The organism is Marinithermofilum abyssi (genome assembly GCF_014641195.1).
Lineage (GTDB): Bacteria > Bacillota > Bacilli > Thermoactinomycetales > DSM-45169 > Marinithermofilum > Marinithermofilum abyssi.
The window spans coordinates 233,759-254,539 of sequence record NZ_BMHQ01000001.1 but is presented as its reverse complement, the minus strand read 5'-3'; the positions used below and the strand labels follow the sequence as shown (position 1 = coordinate 254,539).

Here is a 20,781-nt window from a genome sequence, read left to right as displayed (position 1 = left end):
AAGTCACGTGCTGGTACCGTAACATTCCCGTAAAAGACAGATCCGTCGGGAACGGAATTTTCCCGGCGACATACAACACACGACTTCAAAAACGGCAGGAGTGGTTTGCGGATGCAATCCAAAGCGGCTTACGAGAGAGATTCGCAAGCGCGCACGGAGGGGCTGTCACATCCTCGTACCACCGGTGCTTATCCGGTGTTTAAGCGGGTATTTGAAATCATTTTTTCCATCGCTCTTTTGCTCTTTACGCTTCCCGTGCTGATATTGACGGCGATTGCAATCAAGCTGGAGTCCAAAGGACCCGTTTTCTACAAACAGGAACGCGTCGGGTTGCAAGGAAAGAAATTTTACGTGATCAAGCTGCGGTCTATGCGGACGGATGCTGAGAAAAACGGTCCGCAATGGGCCTCCAAAGATGATCCGCGGGTGACTCGCGTCGGCAAGTTTATCCGTAAAACCCGGATTGACGAAGTGCCCCAACTGATCAATGTCCTCAAAGGGGATATGAGCCTCATCGGTCCGCGTCCGGAACGTGAGGTGTTCACGGAACAGTTTGCCAAAGAGATTCCCGGATTTAAGCAGCGTCTTTTGGTAAAACCGGGATTGACGGGATGGGCTCAGGTGAATGGCGGTTATGAAGCCACACCGGCTGAAAAGTTCTCCATGGACATGTATTACATCCGAAAACAATCCTTTGCCTTGGATATGAAAATCCTGTTCCGTACCGTGTGGGTTGTTCTAACGGGCAGCGGTGCGCGATGATGATCAATAAAATGGAAACAGAAAGGCTGCCAGCAAAAATGCCATCGGCAGCCTTTTTTGACGTATCCGGAAGCTGTTTATACCGATCTATCTAAACGGTCCACATAAGGATCAGAAGAACATGCGAAGGGTCAAATAAAAGAGCAGCCACAACGGTACGCTCATGAAGCTTGCGTTGAAAATGCCCAGCCAAAACGATTTTCCTACTGCTACGTAGTTCATAACGGGCACCTCCGAGTACCTCTTGGTGATACTTATTATACGGCAAAACCTTCGCTCATAGTGGTGAATCGGGCATTTGTAAAGGAAATGTAATGTCGGAGTAAAGTCGTCAAAATTTCGTAATATAGTGCAGATAGGGGATCATCCATCAACTACCATTGACGGATGTCCGCGGATCGTGTACGATGTGATATGAACATTTGAATACGGATAAGGAATTTCTCTTATCAAGAGTGGCGGAGGGACTGGCCCTATGAAGCCCGGCAACCGACCGCAGCAAGATTTGCGGTAAAGGTGCCAATTCCTGCAGGACTTTTGTTCTGGCAGATGAGAGAAGGATTGAAAACATCCATCCTTTCTGCATCTGCGGAAAGGATTTTTTATTTATTTTGAGGCGGTGAAAGCAATGATTCAGTTAAAGAGAGTTAGCAAAGTATACGATGCAGGAAAAAACGAGCAAGTCACCGCGTTGCAGGATATCAACTTCGAGGTGGAACGCGGGGAAATATACGGGATCATCGGCCGCAGCGGTGCCGGGAAGAGCACCCTGTTGCGATTGATCAACGGATTGGAGGCGCCTACCCAAGGCAGTGTGCGGGTAGACGGACAGGAGATCTCCCGCTTGGGTGAAAGAGAACTGCGGGAGGCCCGAAAAAAAATCGGAATGATCTTCCAGCATTTTAATCTGCTGTGGTCCCGTACGGTAGAAGATAACGTGGCCTTTCCCCTGGAAGTAGCGGGAAAATCGAAAGCGGAAATCAAGCAGAAGGTGGGAGAACTGCTGGAGCGAGTAGGGCTGGCCAATAAAGCCAAGGCTTATCCGGCACAGCTTTCCGGCGGTCAGAAGCAACGGGTCGGTATTGCCCGGGCGCTGGCCAATGACCCCCACGTTTTGCTGTGCGATGAAGCGACCTCCGCCCTGGATCCGGAAACCACACAGTCCATTTTGCGTCTGTTAAAGGAGATTAATCGCGATACCGGGATCACGACACTTCTTATTACCCACGAAATGAGTGTGGTGGAGGCGGTTTGTCGCCGGGTGGCGGTCATTGATAATGGACAAATTGTGGAAAGCGGGAAAGTGGATGAGATTTTCCGCAATCCGAAGCAAACCATCACACGCCAATTGATCCGTCAAACGCTGAAACGAGAGGAAGAGGCGACGGAAACCGGTACGGTGCTCCGGCTGACATTCCCCCGTTTGTCCGAGGGATTGGCCCGCATCGAAGAGGAAGCCGCGAAGCACGGGGTGTCGTTCCGGATTGTGCAAGCCGAAGGGACTGCCGATCATCAACATCCTCTGACTCTCCAGTTGACAGGAGATAATGAAAAAGTGCAGCAATCCGTTGAAGCGTTGAAACAAGCTGCGGAAGCAGAAGTGAAGGTGGTAGCCGATGTTTAATGAGGTGGATTGGAATCTGGTGACGCAAGCCACTTGGGAAACCGTCTATATGGTGGGGATCTCCACCTTTTTCACCGCGTTGTTCGGTATTCCCTTGGGCATCCTGTTAGTGATAACGGATCGGGGACACATTCTGGAGCTACCGTGGCTGCAAAAAGCGGTCGCCGCCGTGGTTAACTTTTTCCGGGCCGTACCCTTTATCGTGCTGGTATTATTCCTCTTTCCTCTTGCACAGTTGTTGGTTGGGACTTCATTGGGGCCGACCGCAGCTACGATTCCGCTGATCGCCGGTGCAGCACCCTTTTATGCACGGATGGTGGAAACGGCGCTGCGGGAAGTGGACAAAGGAGTGATCGAAGCAGCACGGGCCATGGGTACCACCCGGTTTGGGATAGTGACCAAGGTACTATTGCCTGAGTCAACTCCCGCCTTGATCTCCGGTTTGACCGTGACGTGTGTCACGCTGATCAGTTTTTCTGCTATGGCCGGTGTGGTCGGCGGCGGTGGATTGGGAGATGCCGCATTCCGGTTCGGTTTCCAATCCTTTAATGACGGCATGTTGTATGTTTGCGGCCTCTTGCTTATCATCTTGGTGCAAATCGTGCAATTGATCGGGGACTTTGTTTCCCGCCGATTGGATAAACGTTAATCAAAAGCTCCTTTCCTTTGGATTAAAAACTTATTAAACCGGGAGGAAAAAGAGACATGTGGAAAAAGATGATGACTCTCGTACTGGCGCTTGCGCTGGTATCGGTCACCGCGGCTTGCGGATCTGTCGGCAAAGATGAAAACACCATCACGGTGGGAGCCAGCCAAGTGCCTCATGCAGAAATACTGGAACATGTAAAACCTCAGCTGCAGAAAAAAGGTATTAACCTGCAGGTGAAAGTCTTTCAGGATTATGTTCTTCCGAACAAAGCGGTGGAAGAAGGTCAGCTGGATGCAAACTTCTTCCAGCATGTACCGTGGATGGAAGCGACCAATAAAGAGCGCGGTTGGCATCTTACCAAAGTGACCGGAGTACACATTGAGCCGATGGGGGCTTACTCCAAGAAAATCAAAAACATTTCGCAGTTGAAAAATGGCGCTACCGTGGCGCTCCCCAACGCGACCAGCGAAATTACCCGTGTCTTGCTGTTGCTGGATAAAGAAGGGTTGATCAAGCTGGACAACCGCAAAGGGGATAAATCCCTGAAGAACATCAAGTCCAACCCGAAAAAGCTGAAGTTCAAGCTGTTGGAAGCAGCGGCTTTGCCCCGGGTGCTGGATCAAGTGGACGTGGCCGTGATTAACACCAACTATGCCCTGCAGGCAAAGCTCAACCCCCAAAAGGACGCACTGATCCTGGAAGGGACGGACTCTCCTTATGTGAACGTGCTGGCGGTGAAAAAGGGCAATGAGAACAAAAAAGCGGTCAAAGAGCTGGCCAAAGCCCTCACTTCCAAAGAGACCCAAGAATTCATCAAGAAAAAATACAAAGGAGCCGTTGTTCCGGTCTCCGAATAACGACAAAAAAAGCCCGCACAATCAACGGTGCGGCCTTTTTTCTTTTTCTACATATTTGGTTTCCCCGAGTTTGACCCTGCCTTGGCCGCTGGTCCACTCCGCCACTTTCTCGACAAGGAGTTCCTCCTGGCCGACAGGCACCCAGATTTTCCAGGAAACTTTGTCCGTGAACTCCGGTGATTCCAGTACAAAGTTGAAGGAGCGCAGTTCATGTTCCACTTTGCCCACGGCGGGATAGTCAATAATCAGGGTTACTGCCCGGTGCAGCAGGCATTCCACTTCTTTGGCCGCTTGGATTCCGGCAGAAGCGGACTGGCTGTATGCACGGACGAGTCCGCCTGCTCCCAGCTTGATGCCGCCGAAATACCGGGTGACGACCACTACCGTATTGATCAGTTCCCGGGATTTGATCACTTCCAGGATCGGCCGTCCAGCTGTGCCTGCAGGTTCTCCGTCATCGGAGGAGCGCTGAATCTCTACCTCTTCTTTGACCACAAAAGCATAACAATTATGGGTGGCATTCCAGTGTTTTTTTTGAATCGATTCGACGAATTGCATGGCTGCCTGTTCCGTTTCTGCCCGATCCACATAAGCGATAAAACGGGAACGTTGAATGTGAATTTCCGTTTCGCCGTATCCTTTGACTGTGAAGTAGCGTGTTTCAGGGGGCATTGTACCACCTCCTTGTGGATGTTGTCGGATGCTGTATGAACAGCAAAGCATTACGCGTTTTGAGAACCTTTGTCGAATGCCTAGCCGCAAAACCCGCCATGCATTATCCTGAAATCACCAACGGACAAGCTGTCCGAAGGAGGACTGATTCGAAATGTTTATGATGTGGATTTCTCCATTATATCAAAACTGTTTTCAAGGCGGGGATCCAGGCGGGGCAACACTTCGAGAGGATCAAAAAGAGAAAAAGGTTCGCCGACGATCGGGGTTTCCAGTGATGATTCCTCCCCCCGAAAATCCCCAACATGTCGGGGAAGAGGGTGAGAAGGGGGAGGGAGCGGGAATCCTCTGTGCCGTCCGACGCGGACCGCCGATCTGACAGCATATAAAAAAACAGGAGCCTTGCTGAGGCCCCTGTTGAAATCAATAGGCTTGTCCTTGATCGGAAGTTTCCTGGGTACCGGTATCCGCAGTACTCATTCCGGATCCTTGATTATTTTCAGCGTCTTGAAGCTCTGTGTGCATCGGCTCGATCGGCTCTTTTTTCAGCTCGAGTTGTTTCCGTAAGATGTCGCTGAGGCGTTGACGTTCGGAATCGGGGATAAAGTAATACCAGAGGTCCAACCGTTTGTTTTCACCGTTGATTTGTACGTTCTGGATGTTCTTCTTGGGAATTTTTTTGTAGATGGATTGCAGTCTCGGGATATCTTTAGGATCGATTCCCAGTTGCAGGTTGTCGCCCACGGCCTTAATCAGTTCGTCCACCTTGCCGAGAGTGCTAAGACTCATCGCACGGTCCATGAGATTTGTCATCACTTCCCGTTGTCGTTCGTTACGTCCAGCGTCGCCCCGGGGATCCTGCTTCCGCATCCGCACGTAGGCCAGAGCTTCGTTCCCGTTTAAATGTTTCGGGCCCGGTTTGAACGGAATGACCTCTCCGCCGAAGTGTTGCTGCGAGAACGGGAATTTGACGTTGACGTCCACGCCGCCCAAGGCATCCACGACGTCGATAAAGCCTTGGAAGTTGACACGTACATAATAGTCCACCGGCACGTTCAGCAGGTGTTCTACGGTCAAAGCGGTGTTGGTAACGGGGCCAGGCCCTTTCGGGTTGACTTCCGGTTTCCCCCAGTATGCAGAGGCGTTGATCTTGGTTTTTTGATCCGTGTTGGCGATTTTTGTGTAGGTGTCCCGCGGGATACTGACCATTTTCACCGAGTTGGTGTGCGGGTTCACCGCCGCCAGAATCAACACATCCGGCCGCCAGTCACTGGAAGCTTTTCGGTTGTCGCTCCCGATCAGGAGAATGGTGAAGGGATCGTCCATGGTAACCGCCGTATCCCGCTTGCTCGATTTCCCCCGGTTCAGCGGGTCGTACGTGCCGGCTAAAGCCCCCCACACTTGATAAAAGAGATAACCGCCAATAATAAATACCGCCAGAATACTAAGGGTGATCACACGATACACCCATTTTCTTTTTTTCTTTTTTTTCTGCAAGCGTTTTGAACGACTCCACTCGATTTTTTCCATCCTGAAAACCCCACTTTTCCGTCCGTTCATCCGCATTTTTTTCAATCATACTATCATATGAGCACCCTCACAAGTGGAGGGTGCCAAATCGTTAAGGATTTTGTCACAAGGATGTGCAACGGTTAGTGCAAAGGATCTTTCTATAGTTCCAATTGTCGACGCAGGACACGGGAGACACGGAGTCTCTCCTTTTCTGTAACGAGAAAATAGTAATGTGGGTTCCATTGATCTGTTCCGTTAAGGTGAAGAGTTTCCACGCGCTCAGGGGGGACTTGGCGTATGGTTGCTACCAATTTCCACAACTCCGTAACTTTCATCGAGGTCTGCACGTGATCCATCACGATATGTAAAAGATCTCCCATCTTGAAAAGGGTGGACCAGTCCTTTGCCTGGTGCCACAAGCTTTGCATCACTTGCTGCTGACGGCGGTGGCGCTCAAAATCGGTGGTGCCGGTCCGATCCCGCACATAGGCCAATGCTTGCGCTCCATTCATGTGCATTTGTCCTTTGTGAAAATGTTGTCCTTTGTAGGAGAATGCGTGGTCTACATCGACATTCACACCGTCAAACAAGTCAATAATGGACCGGAATCCCTTCATATCGACCTTGACGTAATAGTGAACCGGGATCTGCAAAAAATCTTCTACAGTGCGCACAGTAGCGTTTACTCCGTCGCCGAGAGCGTAAGCGTGGTTGATCTTGTCCAAACGTACACGCCCGTCACCCAGATGGAGACGGGTTTTGGTGTCCCGGGGGATGTTCAGAATCGTGACGTGATGATCATCCGGACGAATGACAAGCAACATGAGGGCATCGGAGCGACCGGTGTCTTCTTTTCGTTTGTCGACTCCGATCAATAGGAGGGAAAATGGGGTTTGATAGGGGGAAGGAAGAGATGACTTGCGAAATATCGGGGTAGGGTTCGATGCTTTGTTGTTCCCGTGGGATGGCTGGTTATTCGTCGAATGAGGGGCAGCAATAACCCACCACCCGGTTGTAGCTGCCAACAGCCCGATCAGAAAAATGCCCGCCACTCGTTTCCACCGATTCATCATCTTTCCTCCTCTGGATCATACGTTCTGTTTTATAATGACCCGGTTTTCCGTCCCCTATTTAAATGTTTCGTGGTAATCTAAGGGTATCAATGCGAGAGGGTTGCGGATGGATGAAAAAATGGGTCTGCGGACTGTTGATTGTCATGGTGGTATGGAGTTTGTCGGGGTGCTCGTCGGATCCCCCTTTTCAACGGATCCCCGGATCGGAACAGAAGGCCGGAGACAAGACCAATTCGGCAACTGAGCGGGAGTGGGTGATTAAATGGAAGAGTCGGCCGGATCCGGATTTTTTGCGAAGTGTTCAAGTACTGCATGAAGCTCCTGATGTGTGAGTCCGGGGGAAGTATTCGCTTGTCTCCAGTCGTCAGGAATAAAAAAGGAGGCTCGGCAGAAATATACTTTCAACGCAACTTTCCAGCCTCAAGCGGATGATTATGAGAACAATGACTACCGTTGGAACGCTTATAAAACGGAGTTATTTCCCGGCTTCCATCTGGATAAGGAACGGAAAATCCGGATCGATGCACAGAAAGAAGCATCGTTGCGTTCGGTATTTTTTCTGTTGTACGATCGTCACTTGCGGGTATTGGATCAAGCCCGGTTATCCGGGAATCAAACCGCCGGTACATTGTCTATCCGGTTAAAGCCGGGAACGTATGTCTTACGGGTGCAAGGCCTGCCTGCCGCTGCGGCAGGTACATACCGGCTTTTGCTCCAATGAGAAGAGGGGATTGTTGGGAATCGGTCCACACCAGCAGATCGAAACTTGTCAACCCTCCCCTTTTCATGTATTCTTGAAAGGGATTTTTCCAATGTGACATCGATTTCGGCGCAGGGCCGAATGGGATACACGGAGGTCATCCATCTTCCTCGTGAGAGGCCTTTTTTGTATGGATATGATTGAAGCAAAGGGGGAACCACGATGTCGAACGCACGACGCAGTTTGTTTACTTCCGAATCAGTGACGGCGGGCCATCCCGACAAGATTTGCGACCAGATCTCCGATGCAGTGCTGGACGAGATCCTGTCCAAAGACCCCAACGCCCGGGTGGCTTGCGAAACCTCTGTCAATACCGGTTTGGTTTTGGTGGCCGGTGAGATTTCGACCAATTGTTATGTAGACATTCCCAAAATCGTACGGGATACGATCCGCGAGATCGGTTATACGCGCGCCAAGTACGGGTTTGACGCTGAAACATGTGCTGTGTTGACCTCGATTGACGAACAATCGCCGGATATTGCCCAAGGGGTGAACGAAGCCCTGGAAAAACGGGAAGGCAGTATGACTGAGGAGGAGATTGAGGCGATCGGCGCCGGGGACCAAGGTTTGATGTTCGGATTCGCCACCAACGAAACCCCCGAACTGATGCCGCTTCCGATTTACCTGGCCCACCGTTTGGCCCGCCGGCTGCACGAAGTCCGTGTGGATGGCACCTTGGAATACCTGCGCCCGGATGGCAAAACGCAGGTGACGGTGGAGTATGAAGAGGATCGTCCGGTTCGAATCGATACGATCGTTGTTTCCACTCAGCATGCGGAAGATATAACCCTGGACCAGATCAAAAAGGATATCCAAACCCATGTGATCGCTCCGGTGGTTCCCGAAGAGATGCTGGACGAGCATACCAAATACTTTATCAACCCGACCGGCCGCTTTGTCATCGGGGGTCCGATGGGGGATGCCGGATTGACCGGCCGCAAGATCATCGTGGACACTTATGGCGGATATGCCCGTCATGGCGGCGGTGCCTTCTCCGGAAAAGATCCGACCAAGGTGGACCGCTCTGCTGCCTATGCCGCCCGTTATGTGGCGAAAAACATCGTTGCGGCGGGATTGGCGGACAAGTGTGAAGTGCAGTTGGCTTATGCCATCGGTGTAGCTCAGCCGGTCTCCATCCGCATCGACACCTTCGGTACCGGCAAAGTGGAGGAAGAGCGGTTGGTGGAGCTGGTACGCAAACACTTCGATCTGCGCCCGGCAGGCATCATCCGCGAACTGGACCTGCGCCGTCCGATCTATCGCCAGACGGCGGCTTACGGGCACTTTGGCCGGAACGACCTGGATTTACCTTGGGAAAAAACGGATAAAGCAGATCTGTTGAGACAAGAAGCTGGTATTTGATCCATTCGTTAAACACTTCGTTTAGCACGGAGGCAGCTGACAAATCAATCTTTAAGAAAACAGAGAGCTCTTCTGCCCAGCCTTTGACGGACGTACAGCGAAAAAACGTGGGAGCGAGGCAACATGCGAGCCATACAATCTATTTCTTTGGCTCACACTCAAAGAGCACAAGTCGTGCTTTTTGTCACTCCGCTCCAAAAGTCACGCTATTTTTTTAAGCGGACAAAATCGTATCTGTACGTCGGAGAGGAAGCGATGGGTAGAAGAGCTTTTTGCTGTACATCAAGCTGTCGCACTGGACAAGCGAGGGAGGAGATTCTTCTATCGGGGCGTTACGACAAAAAATGCGGAAAAAGTTTTCCAATTTATACTATTCCGTGATAAAATAAGAAAAATCGATGGATAAAGGAAATGGTCGGAGGGAATCGTGTTGGGTGAGATGAACCCGTTTGTGCCATTTCAATCAAATGAGACCGTGCCGGCGCAACTCAAGCCGCGTCTCTTAATATCCCAATTGAGTTCTCGGCTGGACTCTCTTATCACTTCCGCCTTGCGTGCCTGCGGGTGCTTTCAGGTGGTGGGCAAAGACATCCATTGGGTTCAGTGGCGATCGTATTGCCGTATTTTGAAACCGGATGTCGCGATCGTGGGTGCGGCCTTTCCGGAAACCGGATGGGCGGAGCTGGAAGAGGAGATCCGAGAGGTGTCACAATCCACCCCCGTGATTCACTTGGGGGAGGCGTTGACCTGGATACAAGCTGAGAAGCTGTTGCGATGGGGAGTTTCCGGCGTGCTGTCAGAAGCGATGAGGCCGTATCATTTGTACGAGGCTGTTCGCTTGGTTCTTCAAAGTGGGCTTTATGTGCAGCCGGAATTGGTCAGCTCCTGGCTGTCAACGGTTTTTCGAGGGCAAGGAGAACCGGCTCTTGCAACGGGATCTGTCCTGCTGAATTTGACGGAGCGGGAAGCGGAAGTGCTGAAAATGATGAGCAGGGGCCATAACAATCGCGATATCGGCAAAGCCTTGTGCATCAGTGAGAAAACAGTGAAAAATCATGTAAGCAATATATTGACCAAACTGGGAGTTGGGGGCAGGGTACAGGCAGTGCTGCTTGCTTTAAAGGGGGGCTTGGTTTCTCTGGACAAGCCGGAAGAACCCCTTGACCCATAGATGCATATATTGTGGCAAAGGGGGATTGATGGCGATGGAACAGTGGTTGTTGATCCCGTGGGGGGTTGCGCTGTTTGTTGGCATTTTATTCCTTCTCCGGTTGCTGGGCTATACGGGGCTGTTCTTGTCTCAAAAAGAAGGGGAAACATTGATCGTATTGACCCAGAACAGTCAAGGATCGGTGGAATGGGTTGTGCGCTCGTTTTTCTTTTGGAATTGGCTGCGGGGCAAACGAAGTCGAATCATTTGTGTGGATGCCGGTTCTTCCGACGATACCTGTAAAATTTTGAGGCGATTGCAAGGGAAGTACCCGTTCCTGTTCCTTCAGGTTTCCGAGGAAAGGGAACTGGATGCTTTTGTGCATCGAGAGCAAAAAGAGAATGCGATGGTAGTGGATTTGCGATCCCTGCATAGTGGGGTGACCGGGTTGCAGGGATTATAAAATCAGAACATTCATATAAATGGTGGGACCGAGCAAGGATTATCCCTTTGCACCGGTCTCCTATTTTCGTACGCAGGAGGGGAAAGATGTGCGGGTTTTTACATACGAGGCGGCCGGGAGCCGGCGGATCTCCTTGCATTTGCCGACCGATCTGTATTTCTGGGAACAGTCGGGGCAGGAGATTAAACAGGTTCAAGTTTACTCTTCCATCGGACAAGCATGGCGCAAGCAGTCGGGTGGCAGAAGCCGGGGCGGAGGCGGGATGGGTGCCGCTATCCGGTTGGAGGAGGACATTCAGATACCGGCGGAACGGGAAGAACTTTCCCGAGGTTTGTGGCAAGTGCTGGAGGGGAGGGCATTGTTGTGGGAGGAGGTGTGCTTCTGGACGAAACAGTGGTGGGGGAGTTCAGTAGAGGAGGAAACATTGCGCTCGTTGCTGCAGATGATGTTGTTGCGGGAACAGGTCCGTATGCTGCCCGGAGTGCGAACACCAAGGGTGGCGTGGCATTGGCAATGCAACCGTTGCGGTGCAGCGGGGAACCGGTTGATGTCTACCCCCTGTGCCCGCTGCAATCAATTTTGTCTATTCTGTACCCACTGTACGATGTTGGGCAAGAGTCGTTCCTGCGTCCCGTTGTTTCTGTTCCGGCCGCGTCCGAAGGAAAATGTGCGTCGTTCCGTCACGATGCGCCTGCCGGTGCTGACGGGGGCACAGCAGGAAGCCGCTTGCCAGAGCGTTGATTTTGTCCGTAACGGGGTGTCGCGGTTTTTGTTGTGGGCGGTGACGGGTTCCGGTAAAACCGAAGTGTTGATGCCGGTGGTCCGCAGGGTGTTAGAGAGGGGCGGTCGCGTACTTTGGGCAGCTCCCCGCCGGGATGTAGTGGATGAGATCGCTGCCAGAATGGAGCGCGTGTTTCCGGAAGAAAAGCCCCTAGCGATCCATGGCGAGCGTTCTTGGGAAGAAAGAAAAAACCGGTTGGGTTCTCCGTTAGTGACGGCAACGGTGCAGCAAGCTTGGCGTTTTTACCGCCGTTTTGATTTAGTGGTAGTCGATGAAGCGGACGCTTATCCGTTGGCGGGAGACCGGACCCTGCAAATGGGGCTGGAACGGGCAACCGTGCGTGGCGGAACCCAGTGTTGGGTGACGGCGACTCCGTCTCCCCGGTGGAAAAAAGAAGCGGTTAAAGGGAAGCTTTCACTGGTCACATTGCCCTCCCGCTATCATGGATACCCTTTGCCAGTCCCCCGCTTGCTCCGGGTGGGGGGATTATGGCGGCGATTGGAGCGCGGCAAGCCGGTAGAACCCTTATCCTCCTTTTTTCACCGGGTATTGGATACGGACGGGCAGGCGCTGATTTTCATTCCCGGTACTTCGGATCCCCCTCGCCTGCTGAAATGGATACATCACACGGCTCCCGATATCGCTGCTCGGACTTGGGCGACAGCGACGGGAAAGGAGAAAGAGCGCAGAGATCGGGTGGAGGCATTTCGCAAGGGAGAAGTGCAATTTCTTATTGCGACGACGGTGTTGGAAAGAGGAGTAACTGTGCCGCGTTGCCATGTTGTGGTGGTTGGGGCGGATCATCCCGTGTTCGATTCGGCTTCGCTGATTCAGATGGCTGGCCGGGTGGGCCGGTCTCCGGTGTATCAAAAGGGACGGGTCCTCTTTTTGGCGGATGTTCACACGGAAGCTCAGAAAACGGCGGTAAGGGAAATAAAGGAACTCAATCACCGAGCTCGTCAGCGGGGTTTTCTCGTTGTTGATGAGGAGGAAAATGAGCATGTTCCTAGTGAGTGAGTTGTGGGACAAATGGTTCCGATCGCCGGAAGAGTGTCGGGTATGCGGTTCCCCCTTGGGTGGAGGTGTGTTTGCGGGTGAACCCCATCGGGTATGCAACGGTTGCTTGGAACGGCTGGAACCGATCTGCGGCGGGATTTGTCGACGGTGCGGAAGGCCGATGCGGACAGCAGGTGTATGCCGCGATTGCCTGCGCCGATCCCGGCGGGAGCTGGATGTCAACCGGGCTTGCTTCCGATATACGTCCTTTACCCGGGATTGCATTCATTTTTTGAAGTATCGCGGTCAGGAAACCTTGGCCCGCCCTTTTGGCAGCTTCCTGGCGGCTGCGGTAGAAGAGTGGAAGTGGCGGGGGGATCTTGTGACTTATGTGCCACTTCACCCGGAAAAGTACCGGGAACGGGGTTTCAATCAGGCGGAACTGTTGGCCCGGGAGATGGGACGGCGATTATGGATTCCCGTGAGGTCGTTGCTTATCCGTGTTCGGTCCACATCCCCGCAAAGCCGCCGCAACCGGAGCGAACGGATTCGGGAGCTGCAAGGGTCCTTCGCGTTATCGGATCTGGGGAAGCGCCTGCTTCGCACAAACCGGCGCATTTTAGTGGTGGATGACGTGTATACCACAGGGACGACGCTGAATGAATGTGCCAAGGTGCTGAAAGACGGGGGAGCGTCCCGAGTGGATTCGGTTACCGTGGCCCGGTAAACGGGTTTTGTTTACTGTGAAGCTTATCCCCGTCTTGAAGTCGAATGTATAAAACCCCGCCAAACGGGAAACAAAGGAGGATAGATATAGTAACCTCACTTACGAGTTTTTTGAGAAAAGGAGAGTTGCAAAATGAACAAGTCCCAATTGATCGACCGCGTGGCGGAAATGACGGGAAAAACAAAAAAAGAATCCACCCAAGTAGTGGAAGCAGTACTCGAAAGCATTGCTGAAGCGTTGCAAAAGGGAGAAAAAGTTTCCCTGATCGGCTTCGGCAACTTTGAAGTACGGGAACGTGCGGCCCGGACCGGACGCAATCCCCAAACCGGTGAATCCATTCAGATCCAGGCCAGCAAAGTTCCGGCCTTCAAACCGGGAAAACAGTTGAAAGAAGCTGTGAATTAAAAGGAAGCCGCCGCAGAGCGGCTTTTATTTTTAGAGGGATAAGAAAAAACCTTGCAAACGAACAGGTCCCGGTTGGATGTCACTGAAAACCGGGAAACTGTTCATTCACTACCGTACATGGACTCCCGATGGAATCCAAATCCCCCCATGGAGTCCTTTTTGTATATAGAGAAAATAATGTTTTATGTGGTTACAAAAATAGAATCCATCGAATGGTAGTTGGATTTAATTGACGACGGGCAGATTTCTCTTTAAGGCAGGAGTTCCTGGCGGGTTTATCGAATTATGTTATTGCATATAGCCGGGTAGGCAATTGCCTATTTTTTCAAAAGATTATAAATACATGAGAAGAAAAAGGAGCTGGTAAAAAGTTAGGATTGAATAAATATACATAAATAGTTATAATCATTGTTGGGTCAAATGGCGGTAAGTCCTGGATAATAGCCATATTTCAGCATGTCTTAAGGGGGAAAACAAAATGGCGAAGCAATCGCTGCGTATATTCATACTGCTTCTGGCGGCTGTCACTGTGTTGGCCGTGGGCTGTTCCCAGCAACAGGCGCAGGGGGGTGACCTTGTACAAGTGGGGACGGATGCGGCGTATCCGCCCTTTGAAAAGCAGGAAGGCAGCGGGAAGATCACCGGCTTTGACATTGAGGTGATGCAAGCCATCGCCAAGGCCGAAGGTTTTAAAGTGAACGTGCAGCATACCGGATGGGACCCGTTGTTTGAAGGGATCGACCGCGGTAAGATCGATGCAGGAATTTCCGCTGTGACGATTACCGATGCCCGGAAGAAAAAATACGATTTCTCGGATCCGTACTTTGAAGCGAAACAGTTGATCCTGGTGCCTGCGAATTCCAAGGCGAAAAGCCTGAAAGACCTGAAAGGGAAGCGGATCGGCGTACAGTCCGCTACCACCGGAGAGGTCGTAGTGCAAGAGGCTTTTGGAAAAACCTATCATGGCTTAAAAGGGTATGACGACACACCGGCGGCCATTGATGATTTGTCCAACGGCCGGGTGGATGCGGTTGTTGCCGATAACGGCGTAGTGTTGGAATATATGAAGAAATTGCCGAAAGGCAAATTTAAAACCATTGAAGATCCTTCCTTTAAACCCGAGTACTACGGCATATTCGTGAAGAAAGGGAACAAAGAAGTGCTGGACAAAATTAATTCCGGGTTGAAGAAAATCAAAAAAGACGGCACGTACGATAAGATTTACAAAAAGTACTTCGGTACAAAGAAATAAAGAGGGGGCGGGGGTGCACGGAGGGTGCACTCCCGACTTGTTCCAGGGGTTTTTCCATTTACCAGCAAAGTAACGGGTATTGGGAACGGACCTGCCTGTGGATAGTGTGGATAACCCTGTGAATAACTTGTCTGATTGTTGAAACTTGGAGCAAAAGGGGGCGCTGGAATGGACTGGTCCGTGATCGTAGAATACAAAAGCTATTTTATTACCGGCTTTATCAACACGATCATGCTGACTACCGTCGGGGTGTTGGTAGGAATGGTGATTGGCTTGGTGCTGGGTTTGATGAACCTGTCGGGGAAATGGTGGCTCCGGACTCCTGCCAAGGTGTACGTAGATATTTTTCGGGGTACACCGCTGTTATTGCAAATCTTGTTTATCCACTTTGCGGTGATCCCCACCATTTGGGAGTCGATGGGGATGATTCCGCCTAGCGCTCTCTTTTCGGGGTTTGTTGCTCTCTCTCTTAATGCGGGTGCATATATCGCAGAGATCTTTCGGGGCGGAATCCAGTCGGTGGACAAAGGGCAGATGGAAGCGGCCCGTTCTTTGGGGATGAGCCATGGCCAAGCGATGCGCTATGTCATTCTGCCTCAGGCCTTTAAACGGATGCTTCCGCCTCTGGGAAATGAGTTTATCGCCCTTTTGAAAGACTCGTCGCTGGTAGCGATTATCGCCGTATACGATATCACCTATGCTGCTTTTACCACAGCCAAAAACACGTGGGAACGGTGGGCCCCTTATCTGGTGGCGGCCGCGATGTACTATATCCTCACCTTCGTGTTGTCCCGGGTAGTGTTCTGGATGGAAGGGCGGCTCCGGACGGATGCTGAAAGGAGTGAGCAGCCATGATTCGCATTGAAAATCTGACCAAAAACTTTGGCAGTGTGGAAGTGTTGAAAGGGATCAATGCCCATATCCGGGAACGGGAGGTCGTCTCCATCATCGGTCCGAGTGGTTCCGGAAAAAGCACCTTCCTTCGCTGTATGAACTTGCTGGAGCCGGTTTCCGGCGGGAAAGTGATCGTAGACGGTCACGATTTGACCGACCCTAAGACCAACATCAACGAGGTCCGTACAGAAGTAGGGATGGTGTTTCAGCAGTTCAACCTGTTTCCCCATAAAAAAGTGATCGAAAACATCACCCTGGCCCCGATGAAAGTGCGCAAGCAGACAAAGGAAGCAGCAGAAGCGAAGGCGATGGAGCTGTTGAAAAAAGTCGGCTTGGCTGACAAGGCCCATGTATATCCCGAGCAGCTCTCCGGCGGGCAGATGCAACGGGTGGCCATCGCTCGGGCGCTGGCGATGAATCCTAAGGTGATCCTGTTCGATGAACCGACTTCTGCTTTGGATCCGGAAATGATCGGGGAAGTGTTGTCGGTCATGAAGTCCCTGGCCCAGGAAGGCATGACCATGGTGGTGGTGACCCACGAAATGGGGTTTGCCCGGGAAGTGTGCGACCGGGTGCTGTTTATGGACGGCGGCGTGATTGTCGAAGAGGGAGCGCCTGAGCAATTGTTTAAAAATCCCAAGCATGAGCGAACAAGAGCATTTTTGAGCAAAGTGTTGTAATAAAAAAATGCTTGGATGAATCCCCATATTTTCCTTGACTTTGCATTGTGATCAATGATATAGTTAGCTTGCATGAAAGAGGTCCGTTTGGCGTTTTCATGTGCATCAACTTATGAAGGGATTGTTATTATGCAAGGCAAAGTCAAGTGGTTCAACGCGGAAAAAGGTTACGGGTTCATTGAGCGCGACGGCGGCGAAGACGTATTCGTCCATTACTCCGCCATCCAAGAAGACGGCTTTAAAACGCTGGACGAAGGTCAATCGGTGGAGTTTGAGATCGTGGACGGGCCGCGTGGACCGCAGGCTGCTAATGTCACCAAAGCATAACTTTCCGAGAGCGGAATGTAAACCCTTCGGCTGTGAAGCCGGAGGGTTTTTAATATGTAACGGGAAACTTACCAACGGATTTTCCAGGGTCTAAGCAATTGATAGGGTGTCGATTTTTCTCGAGATGTCATTCGTTAGATAAAGAAATCATCAAATTTATGTAGAATGGATGATTTTTCTGTAAAGATTTCGAGAAAAAGATGCAGGAATTAATGTGGAATCAGGGAATACATAACAGTAGAAAGCGAAAAGGGGGATTCGCTTGTGGAATATTTTGTTCGCGGGAATAACATCGAAGTAACAGATGCGCTTCGAGATTATGTGGTCAAAAAGTTGAGCCGTCTGGAAAGATACTTTGACTCGCCGAAAGCAGAGGCTCACGTGGCCCTCAGCGTTTTTCGCGATGTTCACAAGGTAGAGGTGACCATTCCATTCCCCGCGTTGCTGGTTCGAGCGGAAGAGTCCAGTGAGAATATGTACGCCTCCGTCGACAATGTACTGGAGAAACTGGAGCGTCAAATCCGCAAGTACAAGACCAAAGTGAATCGCAAGTTCCGTCAGGACGGGAGCCTGCGCTCTCTGATGGAGAACGGAACCGCCCCAGATACCGATGTATCGGTGATGGATGATGAAGAGGAAGAAGAATTCCAAGTGGTCCGTACCAAGCGCTTCAACTTGAAGCCGATGGATCTGGAAGAGGCCATTTTGCAAATGGATCTGTTGGGACACAACTTTTATGTGTTCTCCAACGCCGAAACGGACCAAGTGAATGTGGTATACAAGCGGAAGGACGGCCGCTACGGTCTGATTGAGCCGGAGTGACGTTCAGAAAAATAAAATAAGGATACACCGAGCCGGAGGGAAACCTCCGGCTTTTCGACTTGGTGAAACTTCGCAGCTTTCGTGCCGAAAAAATGTCTGGTTTATTTTAGGTGAGGAAGAAGGAGTTCTGCTTCGAGTCTCGAACCTTTTGTGAAAAAAGTGAAAATCCCCGACGCTTTTTGTTAAACTAATAGATAGTACCTTTTATTGGACATTTCAAGCATGATGGTAGCTTGTTTGTATCATATAATCAGCAGGTTAGACACAATGACCTTCAGGAAAGGGTGAACGGCTCATGTTAAACATGTTGCGCAAGATCCTGCCGGATGCCAACGAACGCGAGCTGAAGCGATGCTATAAAATCGCGGATCAGATCGAATCGCTGGAACCGGAAATTTCCGCTCTCTCCGATGATGCACTGCGGGGGAAAACGGAAGAATTTCGCAACCGGTTGAAAAACGGCGAAGAGTTGGATGATCTGCTTCCGGAAGCTTATGCCGTTGTGCGGGAAGCGGCCAAACGTGTCCTGGGCATGCGGCACTTTTATGTGCAATTGGTCGGCGGGATCGTGCTTCATAACGGCGATATCGCCGAGATGAAGACCGGGGAAGGGAAAACCCTGGTTTCCACACTGCCTGCTTACCTCAACGCCTTGCCTGGCGAAGGGGTTCACATCGTGACGGTAAACGACTATCTGGCTCGGCGGGACCGGGAATGGATGGGGCAGGTCTTCGAGTTTCTGGGCCTGAAAGTGGGGCTCAACCTGCCCGGCATGGATCCGGACGAAAAACGGGAAGCCTATCAGGCGGATATCACTTTCGGAACCAACAATGAGTTTGGCTTCGATTATCTCCGGGATAACATGGTGCTTTATCCCGAACAGATCACCCAGCGCGAGCTCAATTTCGCCCTGGTGGACGAAGTGGACAGCATCCTGATCGATGAAGCCCGGACCCCGCTAATCATCAGCGGGCAAGCCAACAAGGCGACGGACCTCTACTACGCCGCGGACAAATTTGTGCGCCGTTTGCGCGAGGAAGAGGATTACACCGTCGACATCAAGACCAAAGCAGTGGCCCTGACGGAAAAAGGGGTCGACAAGGCCGAGTCTTTCTTTGGCATTGACAACTTATACGATGCGAAAAATATTACCTTGAACCATCATATCCAACAAGCATTGAAAGCCCATGTGGTGATGAAGCGGGATTCGGATTATGTGGTAAATGAAGACGGCGTCGTCATTGTAGACGAGTTTACCGGCCGCTTGATGCATGGACGCCGTTACAGCGACGGACTGCACCAGGCGATCGAGGCCAAAGAAGGGCTGCAGGTACAGCGGGAAAGCATGACGTTGGCCACGATCACCCTGCAAAATTATTTCCGTATGTACAAAAAGCTGGCGGGGATGACGGGGACGGCCAAGACTGAAGAAGAAGAATTCCGCAAGATTTACGGAATGAACGTAGTCCAGATTCCGACGCATAAGCCCATGCAGCGGGTGGATCACTCCGATGTCCTGTACAAAACAGAAGAGGCCAAGTTCCGCGCGGTGGTGGAGGAGATTGTGCAGCGCCATGCGACGGGACAGCCGATCCTGGTCGGTACGGTTTCCATCGAGAAATCGGAACTGCTGTCTAAAATGCTGAAACGGCGGGGTATTCCGCATCAAGTGTTGAACGCGAAAAATCACGCCAAAGAGGCGGAGATCATCGCCCAGGCCGGGCAGCGAGGAGCGGTCACCATCGCCACCAACATGGCCGGACGGGGAACCGACATCGTGTTGGGTGAAGGAGTGGACGAACTGGGCGGTCTGCATGTCATCGGTACGGAGCGCCATGAGAGCCGCCGTATCGATAACCAGCTCCGGGGTCGTTCGGGTCGTCAGGGAGATCCGGGTTCTTCCCAGTTCTACCTCTCCTTTGAGGATGATCTGATGCGCCGTTTCGGTTCGGAACGGATTCAAGGCATGATGGACAGCCTGGGTCTGGATGAAGATACTCCCATCGAAGGGCGCATGTTTACCAAAGCAGTCGCCAACGCCCAAAAACGGGTGGAAGGCAACAACTTCGATGCCCGCCGCTGGGTGTTGCAGTATGACGATGTGCTGAACCAACAACGGGAGATTATCTATAAACAGCGTCGGGAAGTGTTGAAAGGCGACAACATGAAAGAGATCGTCCTCAACATGGGCAAAGAACTGATTCAGTCCATGGTGGAGGCACATACGCCGGAAGACGAGCTTCCGGAAGAGTGGAACCTCGAAGCCATAGAGGATTACATTCATTCCACGATTTTGCCGGAAGACGCTGTGGATGAAGACGATCTGAAAAACAAAGAGCGTGAGGAAATCATCGAAACCCTGCAGGAGAGGCTGGTGGATTACTACAATCGGCGGGAAGCAGAGCTTGGTTCGGAGCGTCTGGAGGAATTCGCCAAAGTCGTGATCCTGCGCACGGTGGACCGGAAGTGGATGGACCACATCGACGCCATGGATCAGCTGCGCCAAGGCATTCATCTGCGTGCCTATGGTCAGACGGATCCCCTGCGGGAGTACCAGTTTGAAGGGCATGAGATGTTCCAGGAGATGATTCGGGAGATCCAGGAAGAGGTCGTCAAATATGTGATGAAATCGACGATTAGCGAGGATGAAGAGATCGAGCGGGAAGAGGTGGCTACCAATCAGACCGCTTCCTCCGGCGGTTCGCCCCATTCGGAAGAAAAGCAGCCCAAACGGCAACCGGTGCGTAAAGCGGAAAAAGTGGGACGGAACGATCCTTGCCCCTGCGGCAGCGGCAAGAAGTATAAGCAATGCTGCGGAAGTGCGGCTAAGACCGGGTAAGACCGAGAAGCAAGCGTTCCCCATTGTATGACCAAAAACAGAGGGGCACCGTTTTTCCGATCGAGATTCTTTGACATGAGTGAGACAGAGAAAGAGAAAGGCTGATGCCTGTTATCCTTTTGGAGGTGAGCGGGCAAACGATCTTTTGTGTAGGACGTCCCTTCCGCCTGCTTT

22 protein-coding genes and 1 riboswitch are annotated in these 20,781 nt (G+C 51.6%); of the genes, 19 read left to right on the top strand and 3 right to left on the bottom strand.

Going from position 1 to position 20,781, the window contains the following annotated elements:
• Positions 1-111: 111 nt before the first annotated feature.
• From IEW70_RS01225 to IEW70_RS01210, 4 genes are all read left to right on the top strand, one after another.
• Complete coding sequence (locus IEW70_RS01225) at positions 112-762, top strand: sugar transferase (RefSeq protein ID WP_188646106.1); 651 nt, start codon at positions 112-114, stop codon at positions 760-762.
• Between the two features lie 443 nt (positions 763-1,205).
• Positions 1,206-1,318, top strand: a riboswitch (SAM riboswitch).
• Positions 1,319-1,390: 72 nt separating this feature from the next.
• Complete coding sequence (locus IEW70_RS01220) at positions 1,391-2,386, top strand: methionine ABC transporter ATP-binding protein (RefSeq protein WP_188646105.1); 996 nt, start codon at positions 1,391-1,393, stop codon at positions 2,384-2,386.
• Positions 2,379-3,035 carry a methionine ABC transporter permease gene (locus tag IEW70_RS01215; protein WP_188646104.1) on the top strand — a complete coding sequence of 219 codons (657 nt, stop codon included), beginning with the start codon at positions 2,379-2,381 and terminating at the stop codon, positions 3,033-3,035. Before IEW70_RS01220 ends, IEW70_RS01215 begins: the two co-directional genes overlap by 8 nt.
• Before the next feature lie 56 nt (positions 3,036-3,091).
• Complete coding sequence (locus IEW70_RS01210) at positions 3,092-3,892, top strand: MetQ/NlpA family ABC transporter substrate-binding protein (protein WP_188646103.1); 801 nt, start codon at positions 3,092-3,094, stop codon at positions 3,890-3,892.
• 21 nt (positions 3,893-3,913) lie between these two features.
• Here the strand turns inward: IEW70_RS01210 and IEW70_RS01205 are convergent, their stop codons facing one another.
• Positions 3,914-4,564, bottom strand: a complete 651-nt coding sequence (locus IEW70_RS01205; RefSeq protein WP_188646102.1) for a YigZ family protein — start codon at positions 4,562-4,564, stop codon at positions 3,914-3,916.
• A 154-nt stretch (positions 4,565-4,718) separates the two neighbouring features.
• Here IEW70_RS01205 and IEW70_RS01200 point away from each other — a divergent pair, with 154 nt between their 5' ends.
• Entirely contained in the window at positions 4,719-4,943 is a 225-nt protein-coding gene (locus tag IEW70_RS01200) for a hypothetical protein (protein WP_188646101.1), read from the top strand.
• Positions 4,944-4,987: 44 nt separating this feature from the next.
• Here the strand turns inward: IEW70_RS01200 and IEW70_RS01195 are convergent, their stop codons facing one another.
• On the bottom strand, positions 4,988-6,094 hold the full coding sequence (locus IEW70_RS01195) for an LCP family glycopolymer transferase (protein ID WP_188646100.1): 1,107 nt from the start codon (positions 6,092-6,094) through the stop codon (positions 4,988-4,990).
• A gap of 140 nt (positions 6,095-6,234) precedes the next feature.
• Positions 6,235-7,146, bottom strand: coding sequence for an LCP family protein (locus IEW70_RS01190; RefSeq protein ID WP_188646099.1), 912 nt, complete (start codon positions 7,144-7,146; stop codon positions 6,235-6,237).
• A gap of 113 nt (positions 7,147-7,259) precedes the next feature.
• On the opposite strand from IEW70_RS01190, the gene IEW70_RS01185 reads away from it, so the two are divergent.
• The 14 genes from IEW70_RS01185 (at position 7,260) to secA (ending at position 20,607) form a co-directional block, all read left to right on the top strand.
• Positions 7,260-7,481, top strand: coding sequence for a hypothetical protein (locus tag IEW70_RS01185; RefSeq protein ID WP_188646098.1), 222 nt, complete (start codon positions 7,260-7,262; stop codon positions 7,479-7,481).
• Complete coding sequence (locus IEW70_RS01180) at positions 7,478-7,870, top strand: hypothetical protein (protein WP_188646097.1); 393 nt, start codon at positions 7,478-7,480, stop codon at positions 7,868-7,870. Before IEW70_RS01185 ends, IEW70_RS01180 begins: the two co-directional genes overlap by 4 nt.
• Positions 7,871-8,071: 201 nt before the next feature.
• A complete protein-coding gene (gene metK, locus IEW70_RS01175) occupies positions 8,072-9,271 on the top strand; it encodes a methionine adenosyltransferase (protein ID WP_188646096.1) in 1,200 nt (399 codons plus the stop codon).
• Between the two features lie 439 nt (positions 9,272-9,710).
• Positions 9,711-10,442 carry a response regulator transcription factor gene (locus IEW70_RS01170; protein ID WP_229751752.1) on the top strand — a complete coding sequence of 244 codons (732 nt, stop codon included), beginning with the start codon at positions 9,711-9,713 and terminating at the stop codon, positions 10,440-10,442.
• A 34-nt stretch (positions 10,443-10,476) separates the two neighbouring features.
• On the top strand, positions 10,477-10,884 hold the full coding sequence (locus tag IEW70_RS01165; protein ID WP_188646094.1) for a hypothetical protein: 408 nt from the start codon (positions 10,477-10,479) through the stop codon (positions 10,882-10,884).
• Between the two features lie 88 nt (positions 10,885-10,972).
• Positions 10,973-12,682 (top strand): helicase-related protein, encoded by a 1,710-nt coding sequence (locus IEW70_RS01160; RefSeq protein ID WP_188646093.1) that lies wholly within the window; start codon positions 10,973-10,975, stop codon positions 12,680-12,682.
• Positions 12,666-13,388: a ComFC family protein gene (locus tag IEW70_RS01155; RefSeq protein ID WP_188646092.1), complete on the top strand. Its 723-nt coding sequence runs from the start codon at positions 12,666-12,668 to the stop codon at positions 13,386-13,388. The genes IEW70_RS01160 and IEW70_RS01155 overlap by 17 nt, the downstream gene beginning before the upstream one ends.
• Positions 13,389-13,520: 132 nt before the next feature.
• Positions 13,521-13,793 carry a non-specific DNA-binding protein Hbs gene (hbs, locus tag IEW70_RS01150; RefSeq protein ID WP_188646091.1) on the top strand — a complete coding sequence of 91 codons (273 nt, stop codon included), beginning with the start codon at positions 13,521-13,523 and terminating at the stop codon, positions 13,791-13,793.
• 478 nt (positions 13,794-14,271) lie between these two features.
• Positions 14,272-15,045: a basic amino acid ABC transporter substrate-binding protein gene (locus IEW70_RS01145; protein ID WP_188646090.1), complete on the top strand. Its 774-nt coding sequence runs from the start codon at positions 14,272-14,274 to the stop codon at positions 15,043-15,045.
• A 168-nt stretch (positions 15,046-15,213) separates the two neighbouring features.
• Positions 15,214-15,900 (top strand): amino acid ABC transporter permease, encoded by a 687-nt coding sequence (locus IEW70_RS01140; RefSeq protein WP_188646089.1) that lies wholly within the window; start codon positions 15,214-15,216, stop codon positions 15,898-15,900.
• Positions 15,897-16,619, top strand: coding sequence for an amino acid ABC transporter ATP-binding protein (locus IEW70_RS01135; RefSeq protein WP_188646088.1), 723 nt, complete (start codon positions 15,897-15,899; stop codon positions 16,617-16,619). The genes IEW70_RS01140 and IEW70_RS01135 overlap by 4 nt, the downstream gene beginning before the upstream one ends.
• Before the next feature lie 129 nt (positions 16,620-16,748).
• Complete coding sequence (locus tag IEW70_RS01130) at positions 16,749-16,946, top strand: cold shock domain-containing protein (protein WP_188646087.1); 198 nt, start codon at positions 16,749-16,751, stop codon at positions 16,944-16,946.
• A 264-nt stretch (positions 16,947-17,210) separates the two neighbouring features.
• Positions 17,211-17,768 (top strand): ribosome hibernation-promoting factor, HPF/YfiA family, encoded by a 558-nt coding sequence (gene hpf / locus IEW70_RS01125; protein WP_188646086.1) that lies wholly within the window; start codon positions 17,211-17,213, stop codon positions 17,766-17,768.
• Positions 17,769-18,063: 295 nt separating this feature from the next.
• The gene (gene secA / locus IEW70_RS01120) at positions 18,064-20,607 is read left to right on the top strand and encodes a preprotein translocase subunit SecA (RefSeq protein WP_188646085.1); all 2,544 of its coding nucleotides are present in this window, start codon (positions 18,064-18,066) and stop codon (positions 20,605-20,607) included.
• Positions 20,608-20,781 lie beyond the last annotated feature (174 nt).